This is a genomic window from Microbispora sp. ZYX-F-249, from assembly GCF_039649665.1.
In the GTDB taxonomy this organism is placed as follows: Bacteria; Actinomycetota; Actinomycetes; order Streptosporangiales; family Streptosporangiaceae; genus Microbispora; species Microbispora maris.
Genome location: NZ_JBDJAW010000010.1, coordinates 80,217 through 105,822, shown reverse-complemented (window position 1 = coordinate 105,822; position 25,606 = coordinate 80,217). Strand labels below are relative to the sequence as shown.

Sequence of the window (25,606 nt, the reverse complement as noted above, 5' to 3'; positions counted from 1 at the left end):
CCCTGACCAGCGGGGATGTATGTACGTTTCAACGGATGAATCGACCGGGCGGCGGTCGCGTCCCCGACCGGTCTCGGGGGGCACTCCGGGCACGCCGTCCCCTGGTTCATCGCCTGCGGCGATGCCGGGTTCCACCTGGCCGCACGACCGAATATGCTGCACGTCGGTCTACTTTTCGCACGTCACCGAGAGGATCGGTCCCCATGTACAAGGAGTTCCTCGGCGAGGTCGTGGTGTGGCTGATTCCCGTCGTCATCCTCGTCGGCATCGCGCTGCTGGTGACCAGCCACGGCTGAGACACGTCCTGAGAAGGGCCGGGCCGCGAGGCCCGGCCTTTCTTTTTCCCCGCTCGGCAAACCCGCAAAACGTGTCATACGTCACTATGCGGGCAAAGTGCGCCATCGGCGCATCTCTCGCCTCATGGGACGAAAATTGTCAGTCGCCGCATCATTGATCAATCGGAGTGGATCATGTGATACTTCGCGAACGGCGTGATCGTCAGGTGGGGAGCAAGCCGGAATGCCGATCGATGTTGACGCGAACCCGATCCGACAAGCGAGAACTCTTCCCCTCCGGCAGGTCCTTCCGGCGATCCTCCGTGATCCGGTCGGCGCCGTCCTCGAGATCGGCAGGAAATCCGGTGGCGACGTCGTCAGGGTGAACCTGGGTCCCTTCCGGCCGTACCTGATCACACACCCCGATCACCTGCAGCACGTCCTGCGCGGCAACTCCGTCAACTACCGGCGTGACGGCGTCCTCTGGAAGCCGCTGCACCGGCTCTTCGGAGAGAGCGTCATGTCCGACGGCCCCGCGTGGGAGCGGAGCCGCAAGGTTCTGCAGCCCGTGTTCACCGCCAAGAACGTGGAAGCGCTCGCGGACCGTGTGGCGGAGGCGGCCGGCGAGGGGATCGACGAACTCGCCGCACCCGCCGAGTCCGGCCTCCCCATCGACGTCTCCGCGGTGATGGCGCGGATCGTCAACAGGGTCGTGATGCGGGTCTTCTTCGGCGACAAGATCGGCATGGCGGACGCCGAGCGGCTCGCCCCGGCGTTCGACACGGTCGGCACGTCCGTCATCTTCCGCTACCTACTGCCGTTCGTCCCCTACCGCGTCCCGCTCCCGGGGGACCGCGCGTTCCGGAACGCCCTGCGGACGATCGACGACGTCGTGGTGCCGCTCGTGGACAGGCACAAGGACGGGCCGGGCGACGGCGACGACATCGTCTCGGTCCTGTGCCGGACCGGGGACGCGGCCGGTGGCGGACCGAGCGCCCGATGGGTGCGCGACAACCTGGTCGCCATGCTGGCCACCGCCACCGAGACCACGGCGGGCGCGCTCACCTGGCTGTGGCCCATCCTGGGGGCGCATCCCGAGGTGGCCGCGAGTCTGCGGCGGGAGATCCGCCTCGTGGTCGGGCACGGACCCGTACGGCCCGCGCATCTGGCGGACCTGCCGTACACCAAGCAGGTCGTGCAGGAACTCCTGCGGCTGTTCCCCGTGGGCTGGCTGTTCCCCCGGATGGTCGTCGAGCCGGAGCCCCTCGGCGGAGTGCTGCTCAAGAAGGGCGAGACGATCGTCGTCAGCCCGTTCATCACCCACCGCATGGAGGCGTTCTGGGAGCGGCCGGAGGAGTTCGACCCCGGCCGCTTCTCCGGGCGCCGGTCGACGGGCCGGCACAGGTACGCGTACTTCCCTTTCGGCGGGGGCCCTCATCAGTGTCTCGGCATGCACGTCTTCATGCTGGAGGCCCAGCTGATCATCGCGGGCATCCTCAGCCGCTACGAGATCCTCTCCTGCAGTCCGGAGGTGGCGACGCCCCAGATGGGGGCCTCGCTGCGGCCGCGCCAGCGGGTCGAGATCACCTTGCGCCCCATCCGCCGTACCTGACCGGGACACCCATGCACATGACGAAGCCGACAGGAGACGCGCTCCGGGCGGCCAGGGAATGCGGTGCCGCCGCCGCCGTGTCCGCCGAGCTCCAGCGGGATCTGCGCGCGTGCCGGGACGCCTACCCCGCCCTCTTCCCGGCGCGGCCGTTCGACTCGGCGCTGTTCAGCGCGGTCGCGCAGGCCAACGCGTTCGGCGCGCCGTGGGCGAGCGCGGACCGGTTGCGCGTCGCGAGCCGTACGGCGTTGTGGATCTTCGCGCTCGACTGGCTGCTCGATTACATGGCGAAGTCGCGGGAGGAGGTGGACCGCCTCGTCCGCGGCTGCCTGGAGGTGGCGGACGGCGCACCGCCGCCGCGGGACTTCCCGCTGGGCGGATTCCTCGCCGAGCTCAGGGACGGGCTCGCCGCGGCGCCCGCGTTCACCGAGCTGGAGGCCGTCTGGCGGGAGGAACTTCGGCGCATGCTGTCGGCGATGGCGCGGGAGTGGGACTGGAAGACGGCCGCCCGCGAGGGGACGCCGCCGCCCACGCTGGACGAGTATCTCGACAACGCGGACAACTTCGGCTCGTCCTTCGTCAACGTGTCCCACTGGATCCGGGGCGGAGACCCGGCCGCGCTCGGCCGGCTCGACGAGCTGCGGGCCGCGAGCGGCCGGGTGCAGCGCGTCCTGCGCCTGCTCAACGACCTGGCCACGTACGAGCGGGACCTCGCCTGGGGCGATCTCAACGCGCTGATGCTCTGCTCGGGCCGGGAGGAGATCGCCGGACGCGTCGGCGTCCTGGTGGACGGGTGCGGCGAGCTCCTGGAGCCGCTGCGCGACGTCTGCCCGGACGAGGTGGTCTATCTGGAAAGGCAGATCGGGTACAGCATGGGCTTCTACGGGATCACCGACTACTGGGGTGGGCTGTGAGCGTCGGCGGCCTGACCTTCCCCAGGGCGGTCGACGTGGCGGCCGCGGCCGCCGAACTGGTCGCCGACCTCATGGTCCGGCCGTGGGGCACGGTCTCCCCCTCCGTGTACGAGACCGGGCGGCTGGTGAGCCTGGCGCCGTGGCTGGTGGGCCACGCGGAACGGGTGCGGTTCCTGCTGGACGGCCAGCGGCCCGACGGCCGCTGGGGCGGGCCGGACGGGTACGCCCTCGTCCCCACGTTGAGCGCGACCGAGGCGCTCCTGTGCGCGCTGTCGCGGGGGGAGCCCGATCGGGAGACGCTCTCGCGGGCGGCCGGCCGAGGGCTGGACTGGCTGCTCGGCTGGCCGCCGCGGGGCACCGCGCCGCTGTTCCCCGACATGCCGGCGATCGAGCTGATCGTGCCCGCGCTGGTCGAGCTGGTCAACGCGCACCTGGACACGCTGGCCGACCGGGATATGCCCCATCTGTCCGGGCGCCCGCGGCTGCGGCTGCCCGCGGGCATGGACGACCACCGGCTCGCCGCGGTCAGGTCGCGGGTCGGCTCCGGCGCGGAACTGCCGCAGAAGCTCATGCACGCGCTGGAGACGGCCGGTCCCGCCGCCCACGGGGCCCCGGGCGTCCAGCCGACCTCGATCGGCACCGTCGGCGCCTCCCCGGCCGCCACCGCCGCCTGGCTCGGCGACCGCGCGCTGCCGGATCCGGGCACCGCGGCCAGGCGGCACCTGGAGGCGGTCGCACGACGGTACGGCGGGCCGGTCCCCGTGGGCCTTCCGATCACGGTCTTCGAACGCGGCTGGGTGCTGAGCTGGCTCGCCCGCGCGGGGATCCCCTTCGAGGTGCCGCCGGAGATGCTGGCGGACCTGCGGGCCGCGATCCAGCCGGTCGGCACGCCCGCCGGCGCCGGTCTGCCGCCGGACGCCGACACCACGTCGGTCGCCCTGTACGCCCTCGCGCTCCTCGGCATGCCGCACGAGCCGGACAGCCTGCGGGCCTTCCGCACGGACACCCACTTCTGCACCTGGCAGGGGGAGGAGGGGGCGTCGGTCAGCGTGAACGCCCACGTCCTCGACGCCTTGGGGCAGTACGCGGCGGTGCGGCCGGAGGCCGCGGAGCGCTACCGGCCCGACATGGACGCGATCGAGAACTGGCTCCGCGCGCGCCAGCGGCCGGAGGGCTGGTGGGAGGACCGCTGGCACGCCTCGCCCTACTACGCGACCGTCGCCTGCGCGCTGGCGCTCGACACGTTCGGCGGCGCCGGCTGCGCGTCCTCCGTGCGGGGGGCCGTGCGGTGGGTGCTGGAGACCCAGCGGGCCGACGGATCCTGGGGCCGCTGGGACGGCACCCGGGAGGAGACGGCCTACGCCCTGCAACTGCTGCTGCTGAGCCGCGACCACCGTGAGGACGGGCTCGTCGCGGAGGCGGCCGCCAAAGGATACGCATACCTGCTCCGGGCGGGCGAGGCCGACGACCCGCCGCTGTGGCACGACAAGGACCTCTACCTGCCGGTCGCGGTGGTCAGGGCGGCGATCCTCGCCGCCCTGCACCTCGCACAGTCCAGTCGACTTGTTGTCGACAGGCATCGTCAACTATGATCATCAGGTCGCTTGATCACGCTATATAGGCATACATTCGTACATTTGCCCCAAATGGCGTACATAATGCGGCCTTGAGCGATTTTCTGTCCATTGCTAAGGTGGCGGGGCGTGGCGCGGCTATAAAATGTTGGGCGATGTCCGCCGCCCTAGCGATGAACTGTTGGTCAATCGCCGGGAAACGCGCTATGACGGCTCTTCATATGTCGCTTGGTGGGTGTTATGCGCTTCCGCAACTCGCGCGTGCGGACCAAAGTCACGGCCTTGCTCGTGTCGCTTGCGGCCCTTTGGGTCTTCGCCGCGTGGGTGACCGTGCGGGATGGTCTCAACCTCGCGTGGGTGGCGGTCTACGACAGCAACGTCGCCCAGCCGAGTGAGTCCCTGCTGGTGGAGCTGCAGAAGGAGCGGCGCCTGTCGGTCTCCCGCCTGGTGAACCCCGCGCTGGTCCCGTCCGCCGACCTCACCGCGCAGCGCGGCCGTACGGACGCCGCCGCGGGCGAGTTCCGCAGGCTCACGAACACCGACATCATGCGGTTCGCGGCGACCGACGAGCTCCGCAGACGGATCGACCGCACGTTCCGGCAGCTCGACCAGCTCGGTTCCGCGCGGCACGCGGTGGACGCGCGCCAGGTGGACCGGAACAAGGCCATCGACGCCTACAACGACCCCATCGACTCCCTCTTCCAGGTCTACTATTCGCTCGCCACGCTCGACGACGACGAGCTCGCGAAAGACACGCGAACACTTATCAGCCTCAACTGGGCCCGAGAACTCATCTCACGCGAAGATGCGCTTTTGGCCGGCGTCATCGCGACGGGCAGGTTCGGCCAGACGGAGGTCGCCCAGTTCACCCAGCTCGTCGGTGCCGAGCGCAATGTGATGGACCTCGCGCAGGCCGACCTGGAGGAGCCGCTTCCCGACGTCCACCAGCGGCTGCAGAAGAGCGCGGCGCTCGCCCGGCTCCACAGCCTGGAGGACCTGGTCGCGCAGCAGGGCAGGCCCGGCCTGCGCCCGCCCGTGAGCGGAGAGCAGTGGCAGTCGGCGACGTCCGCCGTCCTGACCCAGCTGCACGACGTGGTCGGCGGCGCGGGCGAGACGATGGTCGATCGGGCGACCCCCGTCGCCGCCGGCGTCATCATCCGGCTGGTGCTGGCGGGTGTGCTCGGCCTCGTGGCGGTCATCGCGTCGATCGTCCTGTCGGTCACCACGGCCCGGGCGCTGGTGCGCCAGCTGGAGAAGCTGCGCGAGGCCGCGCTCGAACTGGCCAACGAGCGCCTGCCCGGCGTGGTCTCCCGCCTCGCCCAGGGCGAGAAGGTCGACGTCAAGGCCGAGGCGCCGCCGCTCGACTTCGGGCCCGACGTCATCGGCCAGGTGGGCGCGGCGTTCAACACCGTGCAGGAGACCGCGATCCGCACCGCCGTCGAGGAGGCCCAGCTCCGGCAGAGCATCCGCGACATCCTGCTCAGCCTCGCCCGGCGTACGCAGTCGCTCGTGCACCGTCAGCTCACGCTGCTCGACGTGATGGAGCGGCGCGAGTCGGACCCGGCCGAGCTGAAGGACCTGTTCCGCATCGACCACCTCGCCACCCGCATGCGGCGCAACGCGGAGAACCTCATCGTTTTGTCCGGGGCGTCCCCCGCCCGCGCGTGGCGGCGCTCGGTGCCGATGGTCGACGTCGTGCGCGGCGCGCTGGCGGAGGTCGAGGACTACACCCGCGTCACCGTGATGCCGATGGGGGAGACCGCGCTCATCGGCCGCGCGGTGGGCGACGTCATCCACCTGCTCGCCGAGCTGATCGAGAACGCGGTGTCGTTCTCCCCGCCGTACACGATGGTGCAGGTGGGCGGCCAGGCGGTGGCCAGCGGCTACGCGATCGAGATCGAGGACCGCGGCCTCGGGATGAGCGCCGAGGACCTGGAGGCGACCAACCAGCGGATCGCCGACCCGCCCGAGTTCAACCTGTCGAGCACCGCCAGGCTCGGGCTGTACGTCGTCAGCCGCCTGGCCGAGCGGCACGGCATCAAGGTGTCCCTCAAGGCGTCGCCGTACGGCGGCACCACCGCGGTCGTGCTGCTGCCGCGCGACCTCGTCATCGAGGGCGAGAACGTCGCGCCTGAGGAGGAGACCGGTCCCGGTCTCGGACGCCGGGAGCCCGCGGCCCGGAAGATCGCGCTGGTGGGCGTGCCCGACGCGGTTCCCGAACCAGTGCAGGAGGTGGTTCCCGTGCCGAGGGCTCCCGAGCCGCCCAGGCCCGTGCCGAGCGTCCCACCCTCCGGCGGTGCCGAGCCGGACAGGCTCGCGCCCACGGCGGGGTTCACCCCGTCGGGGTTGCCGTTCCGGGTGCCGCAGGCGAACCTCGCTCCCGCGCTCGCCGAGGAGCCGAGGCGCGAGAGCGCGGCGGACGACGACGAGGACCGCTCGCCCGAGGACATCCGTAAGATCATGGGCTCGTTCCAGTCGGGGACGAGGCGCGGCAGATCCGAAGCCGCGAAGCTGCTCGGCGAAGAGGAGGACAACCTGTGACGCAGAAGACCGGGGCCTCCGCGGACCTCGCGTGGCTGCTCGACGACCTCGTCGCACGGATCCGCGAGGTGGAGCACGGCATCGTGCTGTCCACGGACGGCCTGCTGCTGGCCGGCTCGCAGGGCCTGCGGGTGGAGGACGCCGAGCACCTGTCCGCCGTCGCCTCCGGCCTGCAGAGCCTCGCGCGCGGTGTCGGCGAGCGCTTCGAGGGCGGGCCCGTACGGCAGACCATCGTGGAGATGAAGTCGGCCTACCTGCTCGTGACCGTGGCGGGCAAGGGCGCCTGCCTGGCCGTGCTCTGCACGGGAGACGCCGACGTCGGCCTGGTGGCCTACGAGATGGCCATGCTCGTCGCGCGCGTCGGGCAGTACCTCACCTCGCCGGCCCGCACCACGACGGGGAGCGAGGTCCACCTGTGAACGCCGGAGGGTTCCCGGACGAGGAGCGCTTACTCGACGCGCCGACCATCCGGCCGTACGTGATCGCACGCGGCCGTACGGAGGCGCAGGACCGCTTCGACCTCATCTCGCTGGCGGTGACGATCCGGCCCACCACGGGGACGGAGGTCGGGCTGGACCCCGAGCACCAGGCGATCGTGCGGCTGTGCCGCAGGCCGCTGTCGGTCGCGGAGATCGCGGCCCATCTGGACCTGCCGGCCGGGATCGTCCGGGTCCTCCTCGGCGACCTGTTCGACCGGGGTTTCGTGGCCGTGCAACAGCCCCAACCGGAGACGGACGTGCTCGACGAGCGGATGTACAAGGCGGTGCTCGATGGCCTTCGGGCGCTCTGATTCGCCGCAGACCCCCCCGAAGTTGCCCACGGCGATCAAGCTGCTGATCGCCGGGGGTTTCGGGGTGGGCAAGACGACGATGGTCGGCGCGGTGTCGGAGATCCGGCCGCTGCGCACGGAGGAGACGCTGACCGACCGCAGCGTCGGCGTGGACGACCTGTCCGGGGTCGAGGCGAAGTCCACCACCACGGTGGCCATGGATTTCGGCCGGATCAGCATCGGGCAGGACTTCGTCCTCTATCTCTTCGGCACCCCCGGCCAGGAGCGGTTCTGGTTCGTCTGGGACGAACTCGCCCGGGGAGCGCTCGGCGCGGTCGTGCTGGCGGACACCCGCAGGCTCGCCGACTGCTTCCCCTCCGTCGACTACTTCGAGCGTCGCGGCACGCCCTTCGTCGTCGCGGTGAACTGCTTCGAGGGTGCTCCGATCTTCGACCTGGACGAGGTCAAGCTCGCCCTCAACCTCGGCCGGGACGTGCCGATCATGCTGTGTGACGCGCGCAAGCGGGAATCGGGCAAGGAAGTCCTGATCGAGCTCGTCAAGCACGCCTACGGAAAGCGTCTCACCGCGACCGTCCGCTGACGTTTTCCGTCGCAACTTCGCCCGGCGGCGTCCGGGTTCCTCCGCGTGCACGGCTTGTTTCTGCTGTGCACGAGTTTACGTTTCGCGGCGGGCGGCGTTTTCGTACCCGCCCGCGCGCGTCGCCCATTCCCCGTTGGGACCCGCCACGGTTTCGGCTGTCCGTTAATGTCGCCTGATTGCTACCTATTCATCCCTTTTAGGTGCCACAGGCCGATCGCTTCGTCCTTCGCCGTCGACCATGCGTAACAGGTGGACAACAGCCGTTGATCTGAGCCTTACCCCACTGTAACGTACGCCACATCGCGAAACTATCGGACGAAAGCCGAAAGTTTCGGTCGGAATCCAGAAGGGAAACCACCGTGAAGTTGAGTCGGCGAGGTGTGGCGCTCCTGGCGGCGTCGGCACTGGTCCTCGGGGGATGTGGTAGTACCGGGAACGACGCCGGCGAGAGCAAGAGCTCAGCCGGCGGCAAGGTGACCGTCGAGTTCTGGAACATCTGGACCACGGACCCCCTGAAGAGCTACGGCGCTCAGGCGATCAAGGACTTCCAGGCCAAGCACCCGAACATCACCATCAAGAGCGTTCCGTACGAGAACGAGGCGTTCAAGGCGAAGCTGACGACGCTCACGCAGTCCGGCAAGACCCCGGACATCTTCCAGACCTGGGGTGGCGGCGTGCTCGGCCAGCAGGTCGACGCGGGCCTGGTCAAGGACCTGAGCGCCGACACCGGTGACTGGATCGGCACCTTCACCGACGCCGCGCTGTCGGCCTACCAGGTCGAGGGCAAGACGTACGCCATCCCCGACGACATCGGCATGGTGGGCTTCTGGTACAACAAGGCGCTGTTCAAGAAGGCCGGGATCGCCCAGCCCCCGGCGACGTGGTCGGAGTTCATCGACGACGTCAAGAAGCTGAAGGCGGCGGGAGTCACCCCGATCGCCCTCGCCGGCAAGGACAAGTGGCCCGGCCACTACTACTGGGCGTACCTCTCCATGCGCATCGGTGGCCTCGACGCCCTCAAGCAGGCGGGCGAGAGCAAGGACTTCACCGGTCCGGCCTTCGTCCAGGCGGGGCAGAAGCTGAAGGAACTGGCCGATCTCCAGCCGTTCCAGAAGGGCTATCTCGGCGCGACGTACGGCGACCCGGGTGGTCAGGCCGCGACCATGGGTGACGGCAAGGCCGCGATGGAGCTGATGGGCCAGTGGGCGCCCGCGGTCCAGAACGACGCCGGCAAGGGCCTGGGCGACGACCTCGGCTTCTTCCCCTTCCCGGCCGTTGACGGCGGCAAGGGCGCGGTCACCGACGCGTTCGGCGGCGGCGGCGGCTTCGCGATCGGCTCGGAGGCTCCGCCGGAGGCGATCGAGTTCCTGAAGTTCCTCACCGAGAGCACCGAGCACCGCAAGGCCGTCGGGACCGGCGGCGTGCTCCCGGTGCTGAAGGGCGAGGAGGACGCGGTCACGGACCCGAACCTGAGCGTGGTGGCGAAGAACCTCGCCGGGGCCACCGGGTTCCAGCTCTACCTCGACCAGGCGTACCCGCCGGCCGTCGGCCAGGAGGTCAACGACTCCGTGGCCCAGCTGATCGCCGGGACCAAGACGCCCGAGCAGGTGGCGCAGGCCATCACGGAAACCGCGAAGTCGGAGTAACTGTCGCGTGAAGACGACGAGACCCCGGAGCCTCAGGCTCCGGGGGTTCACCACGATCCTCCTGTTCCTGCTCCCCGCCCTCGTGCTCTTCTTCGGGCTCGTCGTGGCGCCGATCCTGCTCGCCTTCTACGCGAGCGTGTTCAAGTGGAACGGCATGCGCGGGCTGCCGACGGACTTCATCGGCCTGGCCAACTTCACCCGCGTGCTGGCGGACGAGGTCTTCCTGGGTGACCTGTGGCGCGGCCTGCTGCTGATCATCCTGTCGGTGGCGATCCAGCTGCCCCTCTCGCTGGGCATCGCCATGCTGCTGAACCAGAAGATCCGCGGCCGGGCGTTCTTCCGCCTGCTGTTCTTCGCCCCGTACGTCCTGTCCGAGGCGATCACCGCGGTCCTGTTCATGATGATCCTGTCGCCCACCGACGGCCTGGCCAACTACATCCTCGGCTGGTTCGGTGTCGACCAGCTCGACTGGTTCGCCGACCCGTCGACGGTCATGATGTCGGTGTTCATCGTCATGACCTGGAAGTACTTCGGCTTCCACATGATCCTGTACATCGCCGGGCGCCAGGGCATCCCGCGGGAGCTCACCGAGGCCGCCCAGATCGACGGCGCGACGGGCTGGAAGACCTTCCGCTACGTCACGCTGCCGCTGCTCGGCCCGACGATCCGCATCAGCGTGTTCCTGTCGGTCATCGGTGCGATCCAGCTGTTCGACCTGGTCTGGATCATCACCGGCGGAGGCCCGTCGCACTCCTCCGAGACGATGGCCGTCACGATGTTCCAGTTCGGCTTCAAACGCTTCCAGGTCGGCTACGCGAGTGCGATCAGCGTGGTGATGTTCTTCATCAGCCTCGTGTTCGCGCTCTTCTACCAGAGATACGTCATGCGCCGCGACCTCGAAGGAGCGAGCACCGTGCTGAGGGACCAGCGATGAGCGCGAAACGTCACAAGCAGTCTCCGACGTCGGGCGGTCCGCTGCGCAGCCTGTCCCTGCACGCGATCGTCGTGATCACGGCGCTGTTCGTCGGCATCCCGCTGCTGTACGGCGTGCTCGGCGGCTTCAAGACCACCCGGCAGCTGTCGAGCAACCCGCTGGGCCTGCCCGACCCCTGGGTGCCGGAGAACTACACGAGCGTGCTCGCTTCCGCGTCGTTCTGGCGCATGCTCTGGAACAGCACGTACATCGCGGTGCTGACCACGCTCGTGGTCGTCGCGGTGTCCGCGATGGCGGCCTTCGTGTTCGCGCGGTTCGCCTTCCGGGGGCGCGAAGCGCTGTTCACGATGTTCGCCGCGGGGCTCATGTTCCCGTTCGCGGTGGCGATCCTGCCGCTGTTCGTGCTGCTGCGGATGTTCGGGCTGCTCGACAACCCGCTCGGCGTGATCCTCCCGCAGGCGGCCTTCGGCATGCCGATGACGATCATCATCCTGCGCGGCTTCTTCCGGGCCATCCCGGGGGAGATCGAGGAGGCGGCGATCCTCGACGGGTGCTCGTCGTTCGGCTTCTTCTGGCGGATCCTGCTGCCGATGGCCCGGCCCGCGATCGCCACGGTCTCCGTGCTGGCGGTGGTCAACAGCTGGAACCAGTTCATGCTGCCGCTCGTGGTGTTCAGCGACGACAGCCTCTTCACCATCCCGCTGGGCGTCCAGCAGTTCCAGGGGCAGTACGCGACGGACATCGCGCGCGTCATGGCCTACATCGTGGTCGCGATGCTGCCCGCCCTCGGCTTCTACGCCGTGGCCGAGCGCCAGCTCGTCAGCGGCCTGACCGCGGGGGCCGTCAAGGGCTGACCCGCGTGTACAGCCGTACGACGTAGCCGAGCACGCGGACGCTTCGCTCCCGGCGGTAGCTCTCGCGCAGCAGCAGCCGCTTCGCGGAGTCACGCGGAGACGAGAGGTCGCCGGGTGCGGGATGGGGGCGGCTCACCACCCACACCCGCGGCGCCGTGTCCAGCGACGCGGCGATCCGGCCCGCGGGCAGCTCACGCCCGGCGAGGGTGCCCGATTCCGCGCCGCCGGCCCTCAGCGCCGCGTCGTGGACGCCCCGGAACGAGTCCGGGTACGCCTCGGCGACCAGGCGGCGGATCGAGGGCAGGAAGAGCACGGCGTCTCCGGGCCGTCGTTCCGACCCGATGATCCGCGCCACGGCGGCCGGGTCGTCGCGGCGGCTGTCGATCCGTCTGACGGCGGCCTGGGCCGGGAGGGACGCCGCCAGCAGCAGAGCGGGCAGCGCCAGCGCGGCCGCTGCCCGCAGCCACCCCGGCGCCGCCCCGGGCAGGAGCCGTACGGCCCGGGCGAGCCCGGCGCCCAGCGCCAGCGCGAGCCCCACCACCGAGAAAAGGACGTAGCGGTCCTGATAGAGCGGCTGGATCTGCGACACCGCGAGCAGCAGGGCGGGCGGCAGGACCGCGAGCGGCACGGCGACCATGGCGATCCCGGGCGAGCCGCGCCGGATCGGGTCGCCGGGTGCCGGCCCGGCGGCGTCGGCCGCCCGGCGCGTGCCACCGTTTCCGGCCGGGCCGCCCCCACGACTGCTCGCCAGACCGAGCGCGACGAGCACCACGGTCGCCGCGAGGAGAACGCCGGTCCCGGCGAAACGCGCGACGAGGGCCTTCACCTCCGGCAGGCCGGGCCGCTCCAGCCAGGCCACCTGGCCGCGCTGGCCGAACGCCGCCCACGCCACCGGCAGGACGGCGGTCAGGGCGGCCGCGACGGCGCCGGCCCAGCGCCGCGCGACGCCTCTCCCCGCACCGAGCCCTTTCCGTGCGGGCGCGGCGGCGAGCACCGTGACCGCGTGCGCCGCCAGGGCCAGCACGGCGAACAGGTTGAGCAGGCAGGCGACGGCGACCGCCAGGCCGTACCGCGCCCAGGTCCTCCGCCCCGACGGGTCGCCCGGTGGACGGCCCAGCGCTGTGGCGAGCAGGCGCGTCGCCTCCACCACCGCCGCCGCGACCAGCGCGTACGGCCTGCCATCCTGGGCGTGGAAGACGACGACAGGGGAGGCGGCGTACGCGAGGCCGGCATAGAGACCGGCCGTGGCCGAGGCCAGCCGCCGGCCGACGGCCGCGACACCGGCCGCCGCGACGGCCGTGGCGACGACGGACGGAAGCCGGATGACCACCTCCGCCGGGACGGCATCGCCCACGAGCCGGACGAGAGGGTGCACCAGGAGGTAGTAGCAGCCGTGGACCGCGTCGACGTTTCCCAGCGTGCGCCACAGGTCCGTCAGGTCCCGTCCCGCCACGGCGTACGTCGTGGCCTCGTCCTGCCACATCGAGCCGCGCCGGATGCCCCACAGGCCGCCCACCAGCGCGGCCAGGGCCGGGACGACCAGCACGATCCGGTCGCGCCGGCCGTACGGGTCCGGTGCCGGGACGCCGATCCTCACATGTCCTCCGCCTGCTCCGCTCGATTACGTCCCCATCCGATGCCCCGGGGAGAAACGGGAGGATGAACGCGCCCTAAGGTGAACGGAACGAGGAGAGAACGCCCAGGGGGAGCACCGATGGCGGAACCGATCGTCCGTGCCGCGGCCGAGGCCGACATGCCCGGCCTTCGCGCCGTCGCCGGCCACTACGGCCTCCTGGGCATGTGGCCGGAGCGGCCGGACTTCGTGGACGCCGAACGCGAGTTCGGCGCGGTGCTCGTCGGCGAGGTGGACGGCACGATCGCGGGCTTCGGCGGCACGTTGCGCCGGGGGACGGTCACGCACCTCGGCGACCTGTTCGTCCTCCCGGACCACCAGTCGTCGGGGCTGGGCCGCGCGATCCTGGCCCGCCTGCTGCCGCGCGACACGCCCAAAGTCACCTTCGCGTCGAACGACAAGAGGGCTCTCGCCCTGTACGTCAGGAACGGGATGCGCCCGCGCTGCCCGTTGCTGTACCTCAAGCGGGGGCCGCTCGGTGGCCGGCCCGCGTCGCGGGAGAGCGGGCCGGCGGTGCCGGGGGAGAGCGGGCCGGGGGAGGCGGAGGTCCGCGCGGCGGCGGCCATGGACGCCCACGTCTCCGGCGGGGACCGGACCGCGACGCTGACGTGGTACGCCGGGCTGCCCGGCGTGACCCTGCACGTCAGCGGGTCGGGCTACGCGTTCGCCAGGGTGGCCGGAGACAGGGTCGTCATCGGGCCCGCCGGGGGTGCGACCCCCCAGGACTGCGCCGACATCGTGCTGGAGGCGGCGAACGCGCATCCCCGGGCCGGGCGGGTGCTTCTGGCGGTGCCCGGCACGCATCCGCTGCTGCCCCTGCTGCTGGAGGCGGGCTGGCACATCGGCGACATGGACACGCTGATGACCAGCGAGGACTTCATGCGGCTGGACTGCTACACCCCGCACCCCGACCTCGGCTAGGCGCGGCGGGCCGGCGGCCCCCGTCCCCGGCCAGGGGGACACCGGGGACGAGGACGGCGGCCGGGGGGATGCGGCGGGACGGAGCCCGCCGGTCCGGGTCACAGCCTCCGCAGGTAGCGGGCGGAGGCCCATCCGGGAATGCCGGCGGCGGTGTCGACGGCCAGCCAGCCGTGGGTGGCGTCGCAGGCTCCGGCGATGTTCCCGTCGGCCGGTCGGAGCCTGCCCACCGGGGCGTGCCGGACGCCGGCGCCCTCGCGGACGTTGAGGAAGCTGCCCCTGCGCACATGCCGGAGGCGGTAGATGCACGAAAGCGAGGGCCGCCCGCCGAGGTCGAGCCTGTGAAGGTAACGGGCGGCGGCGAAGCCCGACGCCCCGCCGGCGGTCTTCACCGCGATCCAGCCTCCGGTGGCGGTGCAGGCTCCCGAGAAGCCTCCGTCGGCCGGCCGCAGTTTGGCGACGGGCGTGTGGTGGATGCCGGCGCCCTCGCGGACGTTGAGGAAGCCTCCCCGGTGCACGCCCCGGAGCCGGTAGGTGCACACGACACCGGGCCCCCGCCTGCCTTCGGGCACGATCTGCCCGAACGGTCCCGACGTGGAGGGTTCGCCGGGGCCGGGTGGCCGGACCGCCGGGAGGCCCGGGGCGGGATGCCCGGGAACATCCGACGCCGCGCGGGCCGCGATGCCCGGCGTGTGGCGGCCCCCGGCACCCGCGCCGGCCCGGGGCGCGGCGGCCGTACCTACCCGGTCCGCCACGACGGCCGTACCTACCCGGCCCCCCACGGCGGAACCGGCCGGGCCCGCGACCGCCGGTGTGGGGTGACCTGCGACGATCCACCCCGTGGCGGCCCACGCCGCCAGCGCGGGAACGATGCTTCCGGCGACTTTCACGATCTCTCCCTTCGGTCGGCATCGCCCACGCCCGGCCGGGGGGACCCGGGCCAGTGGTGCTCACCCGAAGTTCTGATCTGATTACCCTGCGTTTACACCTCGGTCGAATTCACGCCCGGATTTTTTACCCGACACACCAGGGAAAAGGGGATGATTCACAGTCCTCGGCCTCGCGCACGCGCTCCGACCGCAGGCGTCATCCGCCGTGCGCGCCGTGGAAGGGGGTGGTCACCCCCTCGTACGCGAGATGCAGCATCATCCCCAGGTCGGCGTGGCTGAGGTTGTGGCAGTGGTTCATCCACAGCCCGGGATTGACGGCGCGGAAGGCCACCTCCCACACCTCGCCCGGCCGCACGTCGAAGGTGTCGAGCCACAGCGGGCTGCCGGTGGGGGAGCGGCCGTCACGTGAGAGCACGAGCACCCGATGGCCGTGGAGGTGCCAGGGGTGGGTGTCCCGGCCACGGTTGACCACGGTGAGCCGGACCAGGTCGCCCTCTCTGACCACCTCCGTGGGGATGTCGGGGAAGGCGAGGCCGTTCACCGTGTGCGCGTAGGCCGGCTTCCCCCCGGCGAGCGCGAGCCCCCGGTCGAGGACGAGCGTGAAGTCACGGTCGAAGCGGCTCCGCGGCGTGTACGGCGTGGGGGCGGGCGTGCCGTACCGGGTGAGGTCGAGCTCCGGCCAGTCCTCCGTGCGGCCTCCGGCGGCGGTTCCGCCGTCCGTGCCCGCCCCCGCGCCCGTGCCCGTGCCCGCGCCCGTGCCCGCCCCCGTGCCCGTGCCCGTGCCCGCGTCCGTGCCCGTGCCCGCGTCCGTGCCGCTGCCGGACGGTCCGGGAGCGAGCCGTACGGCGTCGGACCGGTCGTCGGTCCGCAGGACGACGGGGCCCGCCGGCATCGTGAACGCGAGGTCGTAGCGGCCGCCCGCGGCGAGCCGGAGGCCGGCCCGGCCCAGCGTGCCCGGACCGGTGAGATCCGTCCCGTCCACGGCCACCAACCGGTAGGGCGTGCCCGCCAGGGTGAAGCGGTGCGGGGTGTTGTCGGTGTTGATCAGGCGCAGCCTCACGGGCGTGCCGGGCGCGACCTGCCGGACCAGGGGCTGGTCGTGGTCGCCGGTCACCGTCGTGCCGGAGAAGGTGTGGACGGGCAGCGTGAGGTCCGTCCCGGTGGCGGCGGCCCCCTTCGGCGTGACGACGAGCGTGCCGTAGAGCCCCATCCGCACGCCGAGGTCGGACACCTCGTGCGTGTGGTACCAGTACGTCCCCGCCTGGGCCGCGACGAAGCGGTAGACGAACTCCCCGCCGGGTGGCACGGCCTCCTGGGTGAGGCCGGGCACGCCGTCCTCGCCCGAAGGAACGTCGTAGCCGTGCCAGTGCAGCGTCACCCCCGACGCGATGTCCGCGTTGCGCAGCCGCACCTCGACGAGGTCGCCCTGGACGGCGGTGATCGGCGGCCCGGGGACCCGGCCGTCGAAGGTCCACGCGGCCACCTTCCGGCCCGACGACAGCGTGACGGTCGCCGTACGCGCCGTCAGCGTGAACCGGCGGACGGCGCCGCCCGGCGGCGGCACGGCCGGGCCGCGCAGGGCCGTCACCGGGCGGACCGGCCCGCCCACGACGGAGGCCGGCGCCTCCGCGGCGGCGTGGCCGCCGGAGCCGGCGTGCGCCGCGGAGTGGTCCGCGGAAGCCGGGTGGCCCCCGTGAGCGGAGTCCGCCCCGGCGGCGGAGCCGGCGGCCCCCGCCGCACCGGCTCCCGCCGAAGCCGCCCCCTCCCCGGGGGTTCGCGCCGCGGCGGTCCCCTCCGTGGCCGGGACGAACGTGAGCGCCACCCCGAGCACGGCGGCCACGGCGGTCGCCGCCGTCGCCGTCCGCAGGCCGGGGACGATCCCGCCGGACGCCCGCCAGGTCACCAGGACGGCCCCCGCGACGACGGCCAGGAGGAGGACAGCGGTGCCGGGGTCCGCCGGATATCCGATCAGCAAGGTCTGCACGAGCCCGGCCGCCGCCGCGTACCCGGCGCCGAGCAGCGTGACCACCACCGCCGGCGTCCGTACGGAGTGGGGGACCGCGTCCGGCCGCCGGGCGGCGCGCAGGACGCGCGGCCCGGCGACCGCGGTGGCGACGGCCGCCGCCGCGAAGAGGAGAGGAAGGGCGACGGTGACCTTCTCCTGCACGAACCACCAGCCGGCGCCGGCCAGCGCGAGGACGGACCAGACCCGGGCCAGGGACGCGACCAGGGCCACGGCGAACAGGGCCGCGGTCGTCCTCGTACGGCGGGCCGCGGCGGCCACGCCCGCGCTCACCCACGCCGCCGCGGTCAGGACCGAGACGAGCAGGTCGAGCGCCATGAGCCGGTCGGTCGTCATGAGGCGGGAACCGGGCGGCCCTCCGAGGCGTCCTGCGGCCGTGGCCCGGGCTTGGGCCAGGCGAACTGCCGGGCCCGGCGGAACACGAGCTCGCAGGCGCCGATGACCGCCATGCCGTTGACGGCGTGCAGGCCGAGGATCGCCAGGGAAAGGGGTGTGGTGTTGCCGGTGCTGTCGTCGAACAGCCCGCCGACCTCGACGATCAGCACCTGCACGACGACCAGGCCGAGGGGCAGGACGGTCAGTCCGATCTGGCGGCCCGGCGCCTTGGCGGCCGCCGCGGCGGCGGCCGCCACCAGTGACAGCACGGGGATGACCATCATGCCGTTCATGCTGTGCAGGACGAACGAGGAGTCGTCCCGCGGCTTGTCGAACGCGCCGACGGCCGCGAAGTACATCTGCACGGCGGCGGCGGTGAGCAGCAGTCCCGCTATGGCGGCGTAGACCTTGCGCACGCTCTTTGCTCCCTTCGGTCAGCGGTTGCGGGGATCACGGGGATCGTGTCCCACGTGGGCCTGCGGCGCGTCCCTCGTCGAGAGACACGTCGGCTACCGCTGGGGGAGTACGCGGGCCGGGGCGCCGTCCGTCCCCTGGCGGTGTCTCGATGGTGGCCGCCGGGGCCCGTCCGCGTCGTCGCACGCCCGGAGGCTGTCGGGCCTACCGCCGTGGGATCAGCGCCGTACGCCGCTACCGCGAGGGGAGTACGGTCACTGCGGCCAGTTCGCGATGATGGCCGGGGTGATGGCGTCGGCGTAGCACTTCAGGGTCGTACGGCGCGGCCGGTCGAGCACGCAGACCTTGACGTCCACGCGCTTGATCCGGCCGTCGGACGACAGCCGGAAGGAAGCGCGGGACGCGCAGGTCGTCTTCGGCGGGGCCCATCCGGTGCCGCCGCCGACGTAGTGGAAGCGGGCCCGGACGTAGGCGCAGTGCCCGCTGTGCGCGTCACGGTCGTACAGCGTGCCCGAGACGACGAACGTCTCCGCCGTGAAACGGGTGGTCCACACGTCGGCCTTGGCGTAGCCGTGGTGGCCGGACCGGGACTGCACCGGACCCCAGTGGATCGGCGGCGCGGCCGCGGCCCGGTTCGCGGCGGCCTGAGCCGTGCCGGTGTGGCTCGTGGCGGCGTGGGCGGAGGCGGCCGGCAGGCCCAGGGCGAAGGCGGCGGCCAGCAGGCCGCCGATGACGAGGTTCTTGCTCATGTCCGCCGACCCTAGGGGCACCGACTTGGAGACTCCTTGTCGTCCGCTGGTCTCCTCCGGCGATCAGCTCCGGAGCAGGTCCGCGGCCTGTTCGACCACGTCGTCGACCGGGACCTCGGCCACCCACGACTCGTCGTGCGGGCACCGCCCCGCCCGGGGATCGTGCCCGCTGACGCCGCAGACCGGGCACCGCGCGGTCCAGGAGATCAGCGGGCGGTGCAGGGTGCGGGTGAGAGGCCCCGCGTTGATCAGGTTGCCGGACCAGTAGATGCCGACGGTGGCCGTTCCGACCGCCGCGGCGAGGTGGCGGGGGCCGGTGTCGTTGGAGATGACCAGGTCGCACCGCTCGTACAGCGCGGCGAGGCCGCCGACGCTCAGCGTGCCGACCGCCGTGAGGGCGGGCCGCCGCATCGCCGCCGCGACCTCCTCGACCACCTCCCGCTCCTTCTCGATGCCGGTGATCACGACCGGGCGGCCGAGCCGGTCGGCCGCCTCCGCGAAGGCGCGCGCCGGCCAGCGCCGGCGGGGGTCGCTCGCCCCCGGATGCAGCGCGACCAGGCCGCGGGGCGGCTCGCCGTACACGCGGGCGAGTTCGGCGCGGTCGGCGCCGGTCACGGCGATCCTGGGCTCGTACACCTCGGCCGTCCCGCCGACCAGCGCGGCGACCTCCAGATAGCGCAGCGTCTCGTGCTGGTAGTAGACGTACGGCACGCACAGGTCGAGCCGTTCGGCGTCCGGCGCGCGCAGGCCCGCGGTCACCCGGGCGCCGATCGCCTTCACGAAGGGGTTGGAGTAGCGCCCGCCGCCGTGGATCTGCACGGCGAGGTCGAACCGGTGCTCGCGCAGCTCCGCGAACAGGCTTTCCGGCGCCTCGTGCCCGCTCTCCGCCGACGAGACCCCGGAGATCGGCGGCAGGGCGACGACGTCGTCGACCGGGCCCGGCCTGCCGTCCAGGAACCCGGCGTGCCAGGAAGTGCCGAGGAGGGTGAGCCGGGCCTGCGGATAGGCCCGGCGGAGCGCCTCCAGGGCGGGCATGGCGAGGACCAGGTCGCCCAGGGCGTTGGCCCGCAGCACCGCGATGCGGTGAACGTCCTCGATCAGGGCGCCCATGCCGGCTCGAACACATAGTCGTAGCACTCGGCGCTGCGGTCGGTGACCGTCGTGGGCAGCTCCAGGTGGTAGGCCCGGCTCGGCAGCAGGCCCGCGCCGCCGTACCTCTCCATGACGCGCAGCTGCGCCGCGACGTCCTCACCCGCGTGCCGGGGCGGCACCGACCGCCAGAAGTCGAAGCCGCCGCACTCCAGCAGCCGTTCCCGGTCGTACAGCACGCAGCCGCCGATCCAGGCCACCTTGTACGCCCGCCACTCCCCGGGGCCCGGAGTGCCCAGGTGTTCGCGCGCGAGGTGCAGCGGGTTCGAGGCGTTGTGCAGGGTGTGGCGCCGCCAGGCCGGTGACTCCCGGCGCACCCGCTCGGGCCGCACGCCGTCCGTCCACTCCTCGTACGGCGCCAGCTCGGCGGGGCGTACGTCGTCGCGGTAGGACAGGCCGTGCAGGGCGTAGCCGATGAAGCCGCAGCGCAGGTCGCTCATCGCGGACAGCAGGACCTCGATCGCCTCCGGCTCCAGCCAGACGTCGTCGTCGATGTAGAGCACCAGCCGCCGCTCGGCCCGGTCGAGCAGGAAGGCGCGTTGTTCCGCCATGCCGCGTGGGGGCAGGTGACGGTGGACGGTCACCGGCCTGTCGCGGTGACAGAGGATCCGCAGCTGCGCCGCCACCAGCGGGTCGTCGGCGACCGGCGCGTCCGATTGATCGGAGAGCACGACGCGGAATCCGGCCACGGTCTGCGCCGCGAGGCCCGCCAACGTCACGCCCAGCGCGCCCGGGCGGTCCTTCGTGGGCACGAGTACATCCAGGTCGGACGGGGCGAACATGCGCGCCTGATACCCCTGGGGCGATACGGCAAACAGAGCCGCCGGTCGCCTGTCCCGGCCGGGGAGCGCCGGCTCGAGGCGACGTGGCCGTTCGTGTCCACCCGCCGGTGAGGGGGGACGGTCAGGATCGGCGGTCGGAGAGGCGTCCGGGGGTGGCGAACCTGATGTAGCGGCGGCCGGCGCACCCGGCCGCGCGCCGCTCCGGCGCCGTTTCCTCCGCCGGCCGCCACCGCCCGTTGGTGTGCGCGGGGCCGTGCGCGTCGGTGCAGTGCGGCTCGGCGGCTTCGGGAGACGGCTCGCCTATCGCGAGGAGCTCCGGCGGGGCGTGGTCGACCTGCAGGGTGGTGTGGTCGATGCCGTACTCGTCGTGGACCATCCGCTGCGCCGCCTGCCGTACGGCGTGGCAGTCGGCGCCGGGGGCGACCAGGATGTGCGCGGACATGGCGGGGTAGCCGCTGGTGACCTCCCAGATGTGCAGGTCGTGCACCTCGACGACGTGTTCCAGGGCGGCGGCCTTACGGCCGATCTCGGCCGGGTTCATCCCGGCGGGAGCCGCCTCCATGAAGACCCGGCCGGACTCGCGCACCAGGCCCCACCCGGCCTTGAGCATCAGGGCGGCCACGACCAGCGCGGCCAGGGCGTCGGCCCGGCCCCAGCCGGTCGCCCAGATCACCGCGCCGGCGGCGGTGGTGGCGATGAAGGCGAACAGGTCGTTGAGGATGTGCTGGAAGGCGCCCTCGACATTCAGGCTGGCACGGTTGGCCCTGCTCAGCAGCCAGGTCGCGGCCAGGTTCACCGCGATCCCGGCGACGCCGGTGGCGACCACGTAGGCGCCGTGGACCTCGGGAGGTTCGATCAGGCGGCGTACGCCCTCGTAGACGAAGTAGACGCTGAGCAGCAGCAGCGTGATCCCGTTGATCTGGGCGCTGATGATCTCGGCGCGTTTGAGGCCGTAGGTGAAGCCGCCCTGCGGCGGGCGGGCGGCGATCCGCATGGCCACGATCGCGAAGGCGATGGCGATGGCGTCGGTGAGCATGTGCCCGGCATCGCTGATCAGGGCCAGGGAGTGCGCGATGACGCCGACGACGACCTCGACCGCCATGAAGCCGACGATGAGCGCCAGCGCGCCGGTCAGCAGACGCCGGTCGGCCTCGGCGCTGACCGCGTGCCCGTGCCCATGACCGTGCCCGTGACCGTGCTCGCGCGCGTGCTCGCGGCCCGCGTCCCTCCCGGTCTCACCCATCCCGGTCCTTCTCCTCATGTCCGATGTGCGTGATCGCCAGGTCGAACAGCAGTCGCACGTGCGAGTCCGCGAGGCGGTAGTAGGCCATCCTTCCCGCGCGCCGCACCTTCACCACGTTGTGGGCACGCAGCAGGCGCAGGGCGTGGGACGCGGCCGACATGCTGTGGCCGGTCGCGGCGGCGAGGTCGCACACGCACATCTCGCCGCCCTCCAGCAGCGCCGCGATCAGCCGCAAGCGCCCGGGGTCGGCAAGCAGCCCGAAGATCTTCGCCAGACCCTCCACCGTCTCCGCGGCCGGCATCGCCCCCCTGACGGTCTCCACCCGGCTCGCGTCCACGACCGGCAGCGCGCAGGAGTCGGCCGTCACGAAATCCACAACACTTGAACGATCGTTCACGTGTGAGAGTGTAGGCGACGGCCGGCGCATGTCAACGCCTCCCACCCGGTGGCCCGTACGGCCGTCGTCCGGCGGATGACAAGATCGGCGCATGAGCACCACCGATCCAGTACTGCGGGCCCTGGTCTTCGCCGTGTCCATGGCGAAGGAGCGAATGGGCGTCGCCCTCGCCGTGAACGGCACGATCATCACCGGCCATCTCGTCTCCCCGGAGGAGTACGCCACCGCGGTGATCGAAGAGATCCGCCGGTCGCGCGCCGAGGAGGTACCCGCGGGCGGCGGCCCCGAAGGCTTCTTCCTGCGCATCGCCGAGAGCGCGAAGGAGCGCCGGGAGCGCCACCGTGCCGCCGCGCTCGCCGGAGACTTCGACTCCGGCTCCGAGCAGGACCTCCCGGACTACCTTCACCTCGTCGACGCCTTCGCCGGCGACCGCCCGGCGGGCGGCGCCGGAGCGACCTGGCGGATCCGCCTCGAAGACGTCAGCGGCTGGTCACTCGCTCAGGTCGGCACGCCGGACGTGCGAACGGCGTGACGTCCCGCACGGCCCCTGCTCCCCGAGGGAGCGGGGCCGTGCTCTTTGGGGGGCGGGGGCGTGCTCTCTCGAAGCGGGGGCCTTGCTCTCACGCGGGCAGGGCCGTGCGGAGCTCCCACGCTGGAACGATCCCGCCGCCGACGATCTGACAGACGCAGTCATTGGGCCTTCACTGTTAGGAAACTTTCTTTTATATTTGCGCCACCCCCCAGCAGTGAGGAGCACACATGCGAAGAACGCTGACCTTCCTCGCGACAGCGGCGATCGCCATCGGCGCCACGGTGTTCGTCGCCGCACCGGCGCAGGCGCACGGCTACATCTCGTCGCCCCCGAGCCGCCAGGCGATGTGCGCCCAGGGCCGCGTCCCCAACTGCGGCGAGATCGTCTACGAGCCCCAAAGCGTGGAAGGGCCGAAGGGGCTGCGCAGCTGCAGCGGCGGCAACGCCCGATTCGCCCAGCTCGACGACGAGAGCAGGCCGTGGCCGGCCACCAGCGTCGGCGGCACCGTCACGTTCACCTGGTCGCTGACCGCCCGCCACGCCACCAGCACGTGGGAGTACTACATCGGAGGCACGCGGGTCGCCGTCTTCGACGACCAGGGACGCCAGCCTCCCGCCACCGTCAGCCACACCGTGAACCTGAGCGGACGGACGGGCCGGCAGAAGGTCCTCGCGATCTGGAACGTGGCCGACACCCCCAACGCGTTCTACGCCTGCGTCGACCTGCAGGTCGGCGGGGGCGGGACGCCCAGCCCGACGCCGACTCCCTCCCCGACGCCGACGCGTACTCCGAGCCCGTCTCCCACGCCGACGCGTACCCCCACGCCCACCCCGACCGTTGCCGGTGGCACCTGGGCCGCCGGCACGGCGTACAAGGTGGGCGACCGGGTCACCTACGGCGGGGCGACGTACCAGTGCTGGCAGGCCCACACGGCGCTCGTGGGCTGGGAGCCGCCGAACGTCCCCGCGCTGTGGCAGAGGATCTGAAATGAGCGGGCGGACCCGTGGTGTGCGCGGCCGCGGGTCCGCTCCCCGCCCTCACCCCGGACGCCTCGGCCGGGGCGGCGCGGGGTCAGGCGACGTGCAGGTGCACCTCGGCGCCCTGCATGAAGGCCCGCGAGTACGGGCACTCGCCGTGCGCCTGCTCCACCAGCCTGCGAGCCGCCTCGGGCTCCACCCCCGGCAGGCGTACGGTCAGGTCCGTGGTGATCGTGTAGTCGTCGGCGGTGCCCCGCTTGCGCAGGGTGACCGCCGTGTCCACGGTGGCGTCGGTGGTCCGGACGCCCTGCCGGCCGGCCACCAGGGTGAGCGAGTTGTGGAAGCACGAGGCGTAGGCCGCGGCGAGCAACTGCTCGGGGTTGGTCGCCCCGCCCGGCCCGCCGAGCTCCCCGGGCGCCTTGATGCGGACGTCGAGCATGCCGTCGTCCGAGGCCACCTTGCCGAGGGCGGAGGAGGCCCGGGCCGTGTACAGGTCGTCATAGGATTCGCCGCCCTCGCGGGCCGCCTGCCGTCCGGGCCGGTCCGCGGATTGGTCTCCGAGTAACTCCCCGGTCAGCTCCGCCTCGACTCCCGGCCCCGAGTAGTCGGGCCCGGGCGCCCGATCGCTCGGCATATGGGTGAATCGCCGTATTTCCTCGCTCATAACGCATCCCTCGTCCGCTCGCGTCGCGTCCCGGTCGGGATCGGCGGTCACGTACCCCCTGAGCGGCCCGATACCGGACTCCGGAGGCAAAAGTTCCCATCAGTGTCCCTGTGCTACCGTCCCGGCAGGCATTCCCCTGTAAACAGTGAAATCTCTGTCATGGCGGCGAGGGGTGGGTTCGGTATGAGTGGGGCGATCCGATGGGGCGTCCTCGGGACGGCGGGCATCGCCGCGCGGGCGTTCCTGCCCGCGTTGCGTGAGGCCGGCGGGGGCACGGCCGCCGTGGTGGCGGGCCGCGACCTGTCCCGCGCCGAGGAGTTCGCCGCGCGGAACGGCGTCGGCCGGGCGGTACACGGCTACGAGGCCGTCATCGAGGACCCGAGCATCGACGCGGTCTACGTCCCGCTGCCGAACGCCCTGCACGCGCCGTGGACGATCGCCGCCCTGGAGGCGGGCAAGGCCGTCCTGTGCGAGAAGCCGCTGTGCCTCACCGCCGCCGAGGCCGGCGACGTCATCGAGGTGGCACGCCGGTCGGCCCGGCCGCTCTGGGAGGCGTTCGTCTTCCCCTTCCATCCGCAGACGGCGCGGCTGCGCGACCTGCTCGCCGAGGGCGCGATCGGCGACCTGCGGGAGATCTGGTCGACCTTCCACTTCACCATGGAGGGCACCGAGAACATCCGGCTCGACGCGGCCCTCGGCGGCGGCGCGCTCTACGACGTGGGCTGCTACCCGGTGCGGCTCGCGCAGCTGCTGTTCGGCGGTGACGCCGTCGCCGGCCACGCCGTCGTCGTCAAGGGCGAGGCGGGCGTGGACATCGAGACGGCAGGGCTCCTGGAGTTCGGCACCGGCCGCCTGATGATGAGCTGCGGCTTCGACCTGCCGTTCACGACGTACACCCGGCTGGTCGGCACCGGCGGGGAGATCCGGCTGAGCAACCCGTTCCACCCAGGGCCGGACGACGGGCTCGAAGTGTGGCGTGAGGGACGCCTGGCCGAACGGCACGAGCCGGGTGAGGGGACCGCGTTCTCCTGGGGCATCCGGCACATCCACGAGGTGCTGCGCGGGGAGGCCGAGCCCCGGCACACGGCGGCCGACGACTCCCTCGGGACCGCCCGCGCCCTCGACATGCTGCGCTGACCCGCC

Annotated in this window: 24 protein-coding genes and 1 pseudogene; 15 read left to right on the top strand and 10 right to left on the bottom strand. The window is 72.1% G+C overall.

Features of this window, described 5'->3' with window-relative positions:
• Positions 1 to 519 precede the first annotated feature (519 nt).
• The 10 genes from AAH991_RS14660 (at position 520) to AAH991_RS14615 (ending at position 11,717) form a co-directional block, all read left to right on the top strand.
• Positions 520 to 1,887 carry a cytochrome P450 gene (locus AAH991_RS14660; RefSeq protein WP_346226349.1) on the top strand — a complete coding sequence of 456 codons (1,368 nt, stop codon included), beginning with the start codon at positions 520 to 522 and terminating at the stop codon, positions 1,885 to 1,887.
• A gap of 17 nt (positions 1,888 to 1,904) precedes the next feature.
• Complete coding sequence (locus AAH991_RS14655; protein ID WP_346226348.1) at positions 1,905 to 2,798, top strand: terpene synthase family protein; 894 nt, start codon at positions 1,905 to 1,907, stop codon at positions 2,796 to 2,798.
• Positions 2,795 to 4,390 carry a prenyltransferase/squalene oxidase repeat-containing protein gene (locus AAH991_RS14650; RefSeq protein ID WP_346226347.1) on the top strand — a complete coding sequence of 532 codons (1,596 nt, stop codon included), beginning with the start codon at positions 2,795 to 2,797 and terminating at the stop codon, positions 4,388 to 4,390. Before AAH991_RS14655 ends, AAH991_RS14650 begins: the two co-directional genes overlap by 4 nt.
• Positions 4,391 to 4,660: 270 nt before the next feature.
• The gene (locus tag AAH991_RS14645) at positions 4,661 to 6,913 is read left to right on the top strand and encodes a sensor histidine kinase (RefSeq protein WP_346226453.1); all 2,253 of its coding nucleotides are present in this window, start codon (positions 4,661 to 4,663) and stop codon (positions 6,911 to 6,913) included.
• Positions 6,910 to 7,332 carry a roadblock/LC7 domain-containing protein gene (locus tag AAH991_RS14640; protein ID WP_346226346.1) on the top strand — a complete coding sequence of 141 codons (423 nt, stop codon included), beginning with the start codon at positions 6,910 to 6,912 and terminating at the stop codon, positions 7,330 to 7,332. The genes AAH991_RS14645 and AAH991_RS14640 overlap by 4 nt, the downstream gene beginning before the upstream one ends.
• Positions 7,329 to 7,703 (top strand): DUF742 domain-containing protein, encoded by a 375-nt coding sequence (locus AAH991_RS14635; RefSeq protein ID WP_346226345.1) that lies wholly within the window; start codon positions 7,329 to 7,331, stop codon positions 7,701 to 7,703. Before AAH991_RS14640 ends, AAH991_RS14635 begins: the two co-directional genes overlap by 4 nt.
• Positions 7,684 to 8,283, top strand: a complete 600-nt coding sequence (locus AAH991_RS14630) for a GTP-binding protein (protein ID WP_346226344.1) — start codon at positions 7,684 to 7,686, stop codon at positions 8,281 to 8,283. Before AAH991_RS14635 ends, AAH991_RS14630 begins: the two co-directional genes overlap by 20 nt.
• A gap of 359 nt (positions 8,284 to 8,642) precedes the next feature.
• Positions 8,643 to 9,929 carry an extracellular solute-binding protein gene (locus AAH991_RS14625; protein ID WP_346226343.1) on the top strand — a complete coding sequence of 429 codons (1,287 nt, stop codon included), beginning with the start codon at positions 8,643 to 8,645 and terminating at the stop codon, positions 9,927 to 9,929.
• Between the two features lie 7 nt (positions 9,930 to 9,936).
• Entirely contained in the window at positions 9,937 to 10,863 is a 927-nt protein-coding gene (locus AAH991_RS14620; RefSeq protein ID WP_346226342.1) for a carbohydrate ABC transporter permease, read from the top strand.
• A complete protein-coding gene (locus AAH991_RS14615) occupies positions 10,860 to 11,717 on the top strand; it encodes a carbohydrate ABC transporter permease (RefSeq protein WP_346226341.1) in 858 nt (285 codons plus the stop codon). The genes AAH991_RS14620 and AAH991_RS14615 overlap by 4 nt, the downstream gene beginning before the upstream one ends.
• Here AAH991_RS14615 and AAH991_RS14610 read toward each other — a convergent pair.
• Entirely contained in the window at positions 11,707 to 13,314 is a 1,608-nt protein-coding gene (locus AAH991_RS14610) for a glycosyltransferase family 39 protein (protein ID WP_346226340.1), read from the bottom strand. The two genes, AAH991_RS14615 and AAH991_RS14610, sit on opposite strands and share 11 nt — an antisense overlap.
• 117 nt (positions 13,315 to 13,431) lie before the next feature.
• On the opposite strand from AAH991_RS14610, the gene AAH991_RS14605 reads away from it, so the two are divergent.
• Positions 13,432 to 14,271, top strand: coding sequence for a GNAT family N-acetyltransferase (locus AAH991_RS14605; RefSeq protein WP_346226339.1), 840 nt, complete (start codon positions 13,432 to 13,434; stop codon positions 14,269 to 14,271).
• A 98-nt stretch (positions 14,272 to 14,369) separates the two neighbouring features.
• On the opposite strand, the gene AAH991_RS14600 is transcribed toward AAH991_RS14605, so the two are convergent.
• The 8 genes from AAH991_RS14600 to AAH991_RS14565 all read right to left on the bottom strand — a co-directional run bounded on the left by AAH991_RS14600 (position 14,370) and on the right by AAH991_RS14565 (position 22,290).
• Positions 14,370 to 15,158: an SH3 domain-containing protein gene (locus AAH991_RS14600; RefSeq protein ID WP_346226338.1), complete on the bottom strand. Its 789-nt coding sequence runs from the start codon at positions 15,156 to 15,158 to the stop codon at positions 14,370 to 14,372.
• Positions 15,159 to 15,354: 196 nt separating this feature from the next.
• Positions 15,355 to 17,517 carry a multicopper oxidase family protein gene (locus AAH991_RS14595; protein ID WP_346226337.1) on the bottom strand — a complete coding sequence of 721 codons (2,163 nt, stop codon included), beginning with the start codon at positions 17,515 to 17,517 and terminating at the stop codon, positions 15,355 to 15,357.
• Positions 17,514 to 17,972 carry a DUF6220 domain-containing protein gene (locus AAH991_RS14590; protein ID WP_346226336.1) on the bottom strand — a complete coding sequence of 153 codons (459 nt, stop codon included), beginning with the start codon at positions 17,970 to 17,972 and terminating at the stop codon, positions 17,514 to 17,516. The genes AAH991_RS14595 and AAH991_RS14590 overlap by 4 nt, the downstream gene beginning before the upstream one ends.
• Positions 17,973 to 18,224: 252 nt before the next feature.
• Positions 18,225 to 18,719 (bottom strand): hypothetical protein, encoded by a 495-nt coding sequence (locus AAH991_RS14585; RefSeq protein WP_346226335.1) that lies wholly within the window; start codon positions 18,717 to 18,719, stop codon positions 18,225 to 18,227.
• A gap of 63 nt (positions 18,720 to 18,782) precedes the next feature.
• A complete protein-coding gene (locus AAH991_RS14580) occupies positions 18,783 to 19,829 on the bottom strand; it encodes a glycosyltransferase family 9 protein (RefSeq protein ID WP_346226334.1) in 1,047 nt (348 codons plus the stop codon).
• Positions 19,817 to 20,650: a glycosyltransferase family 2 protein gene (locus AAH991_RS14575; RefSeq protein WP_346226333.1), complete on the bottom strand. Its 834-nt coding sequence runs from the start codon at positions 20,648 to 20,650 to the stop codon at positions 19,817 to 19,819. Before AAH991_RS14575 ends, AAH991_RS14580 begins: the two co-directional genes overlap by 13 nt.
• A 121-nt stretch (positions 20,651 to 20,771) precedes the next feature.
• Positions 20,772 to 21,893 (bottom strand): cation diffusion facilitator family transporter, encoded by a 1,122-nt coding sequence (locus AAH991_RS14570; RefSeq protein ID WP_346226332.1) that lies wholly within the window; start codon positions 21,891 to 21,893, stop codon positions 20,772 to 20,774.
• Entirely contained in the window at positions 21,886 to 22,290 is a 405-nt protein-coding gene (locus AAH991_RS14565) for an ArsR/SmtB family transcription factor (protein WP_346226331.1), read from the bottom strand. The genes AAH991_RS14570 and AAH991_RS14565 overlap by 8 nt, the downstream gene beginning before the upstream one ends.
• A 91-nt stretch (positions 22,291 to 22,381) precedes the next feature.
• Here AAH991_RS14565 and AAH991_RS14560 point away from each other — a divergent pair, with 91 nt between their 5' ends.
• From AAH991_RS14560 to AAH991_RS40645, 3 genes and pseudogenes are all read left to right on the top strand, one after another.
• Positions 22,382 to 22,822 carry a GvpU-like protein gene (locus tag AAH991_RS14560; RefSeq protein WP_346226330.1) on the top strand — a complete coding sequence of 147 codons (441 nt, stop codon included), beginning with the start codon at positions 22,382 to 22,384 and terminating at the stop codon, positions 22,820 to 22,822.
• Between the two features lie 227 nt (positions 22,823 to 23,049).
• Positions 23,050 to 23,556 (top strand): annotated as a pseudogene (locus tag AAH991_RS14555) (lytic polysaccharide monooxygenase auxiliary activity family 9 protein); the annotation flags it as partial.
• Positions 23,545 to 23,808 carry a carbohydrate-binding protein gene (locus AAH991_RS40645; RefSeq protein ID WP_507185145.1) on the top strand — a complete coding sequence of 88 codons (264 nt, stop codon included), beginning with the start codon at positions 23,545 to 23,547 and terminating at the stop codon, positions 23,806 to 23,808. The pseudogene AAH991_RS14555 and the gene AAH991_RS40645, both read left to right, overlap by 12 nt.
• Positions 23,809 to 23,893: 85 nt before the next feature.
• Here the strand turns inward: AAH991_RS40645 and AAH991_RS14550 are convergent, their stop codons facing one another.
• Positions 23,894 to 24,463: an Ohr family peroxiredoxin gene (locus tag AAH991_RS14550; RefSeq protein WP_346226328.1), complete on the bottom strand. Its 570-nt coding sequence runs from the start codon at positions 24,461 to 24,463 to the stop codon at positions 23,894 to 23,896.
• Between the two features lie 183 nt (positions 24,464 to 24,646).
• On the opposite strand from AAH991_RS14550, the gene AAH991_RS14545 reads away from it, so the two are divergent.
• A complete protein-coding gene (locus tag AAH991_RS14545) occupies positions 24,647 to 25,600 on the top strand; it encodes a Gfo/Idh/MocA family protein (RefSeq protein ID WP_346226327.1) in 954 nt (317 codons plus the stop codon).
• Positions 25,601 to 25,606: the final 6 nt, after the last annotated feature.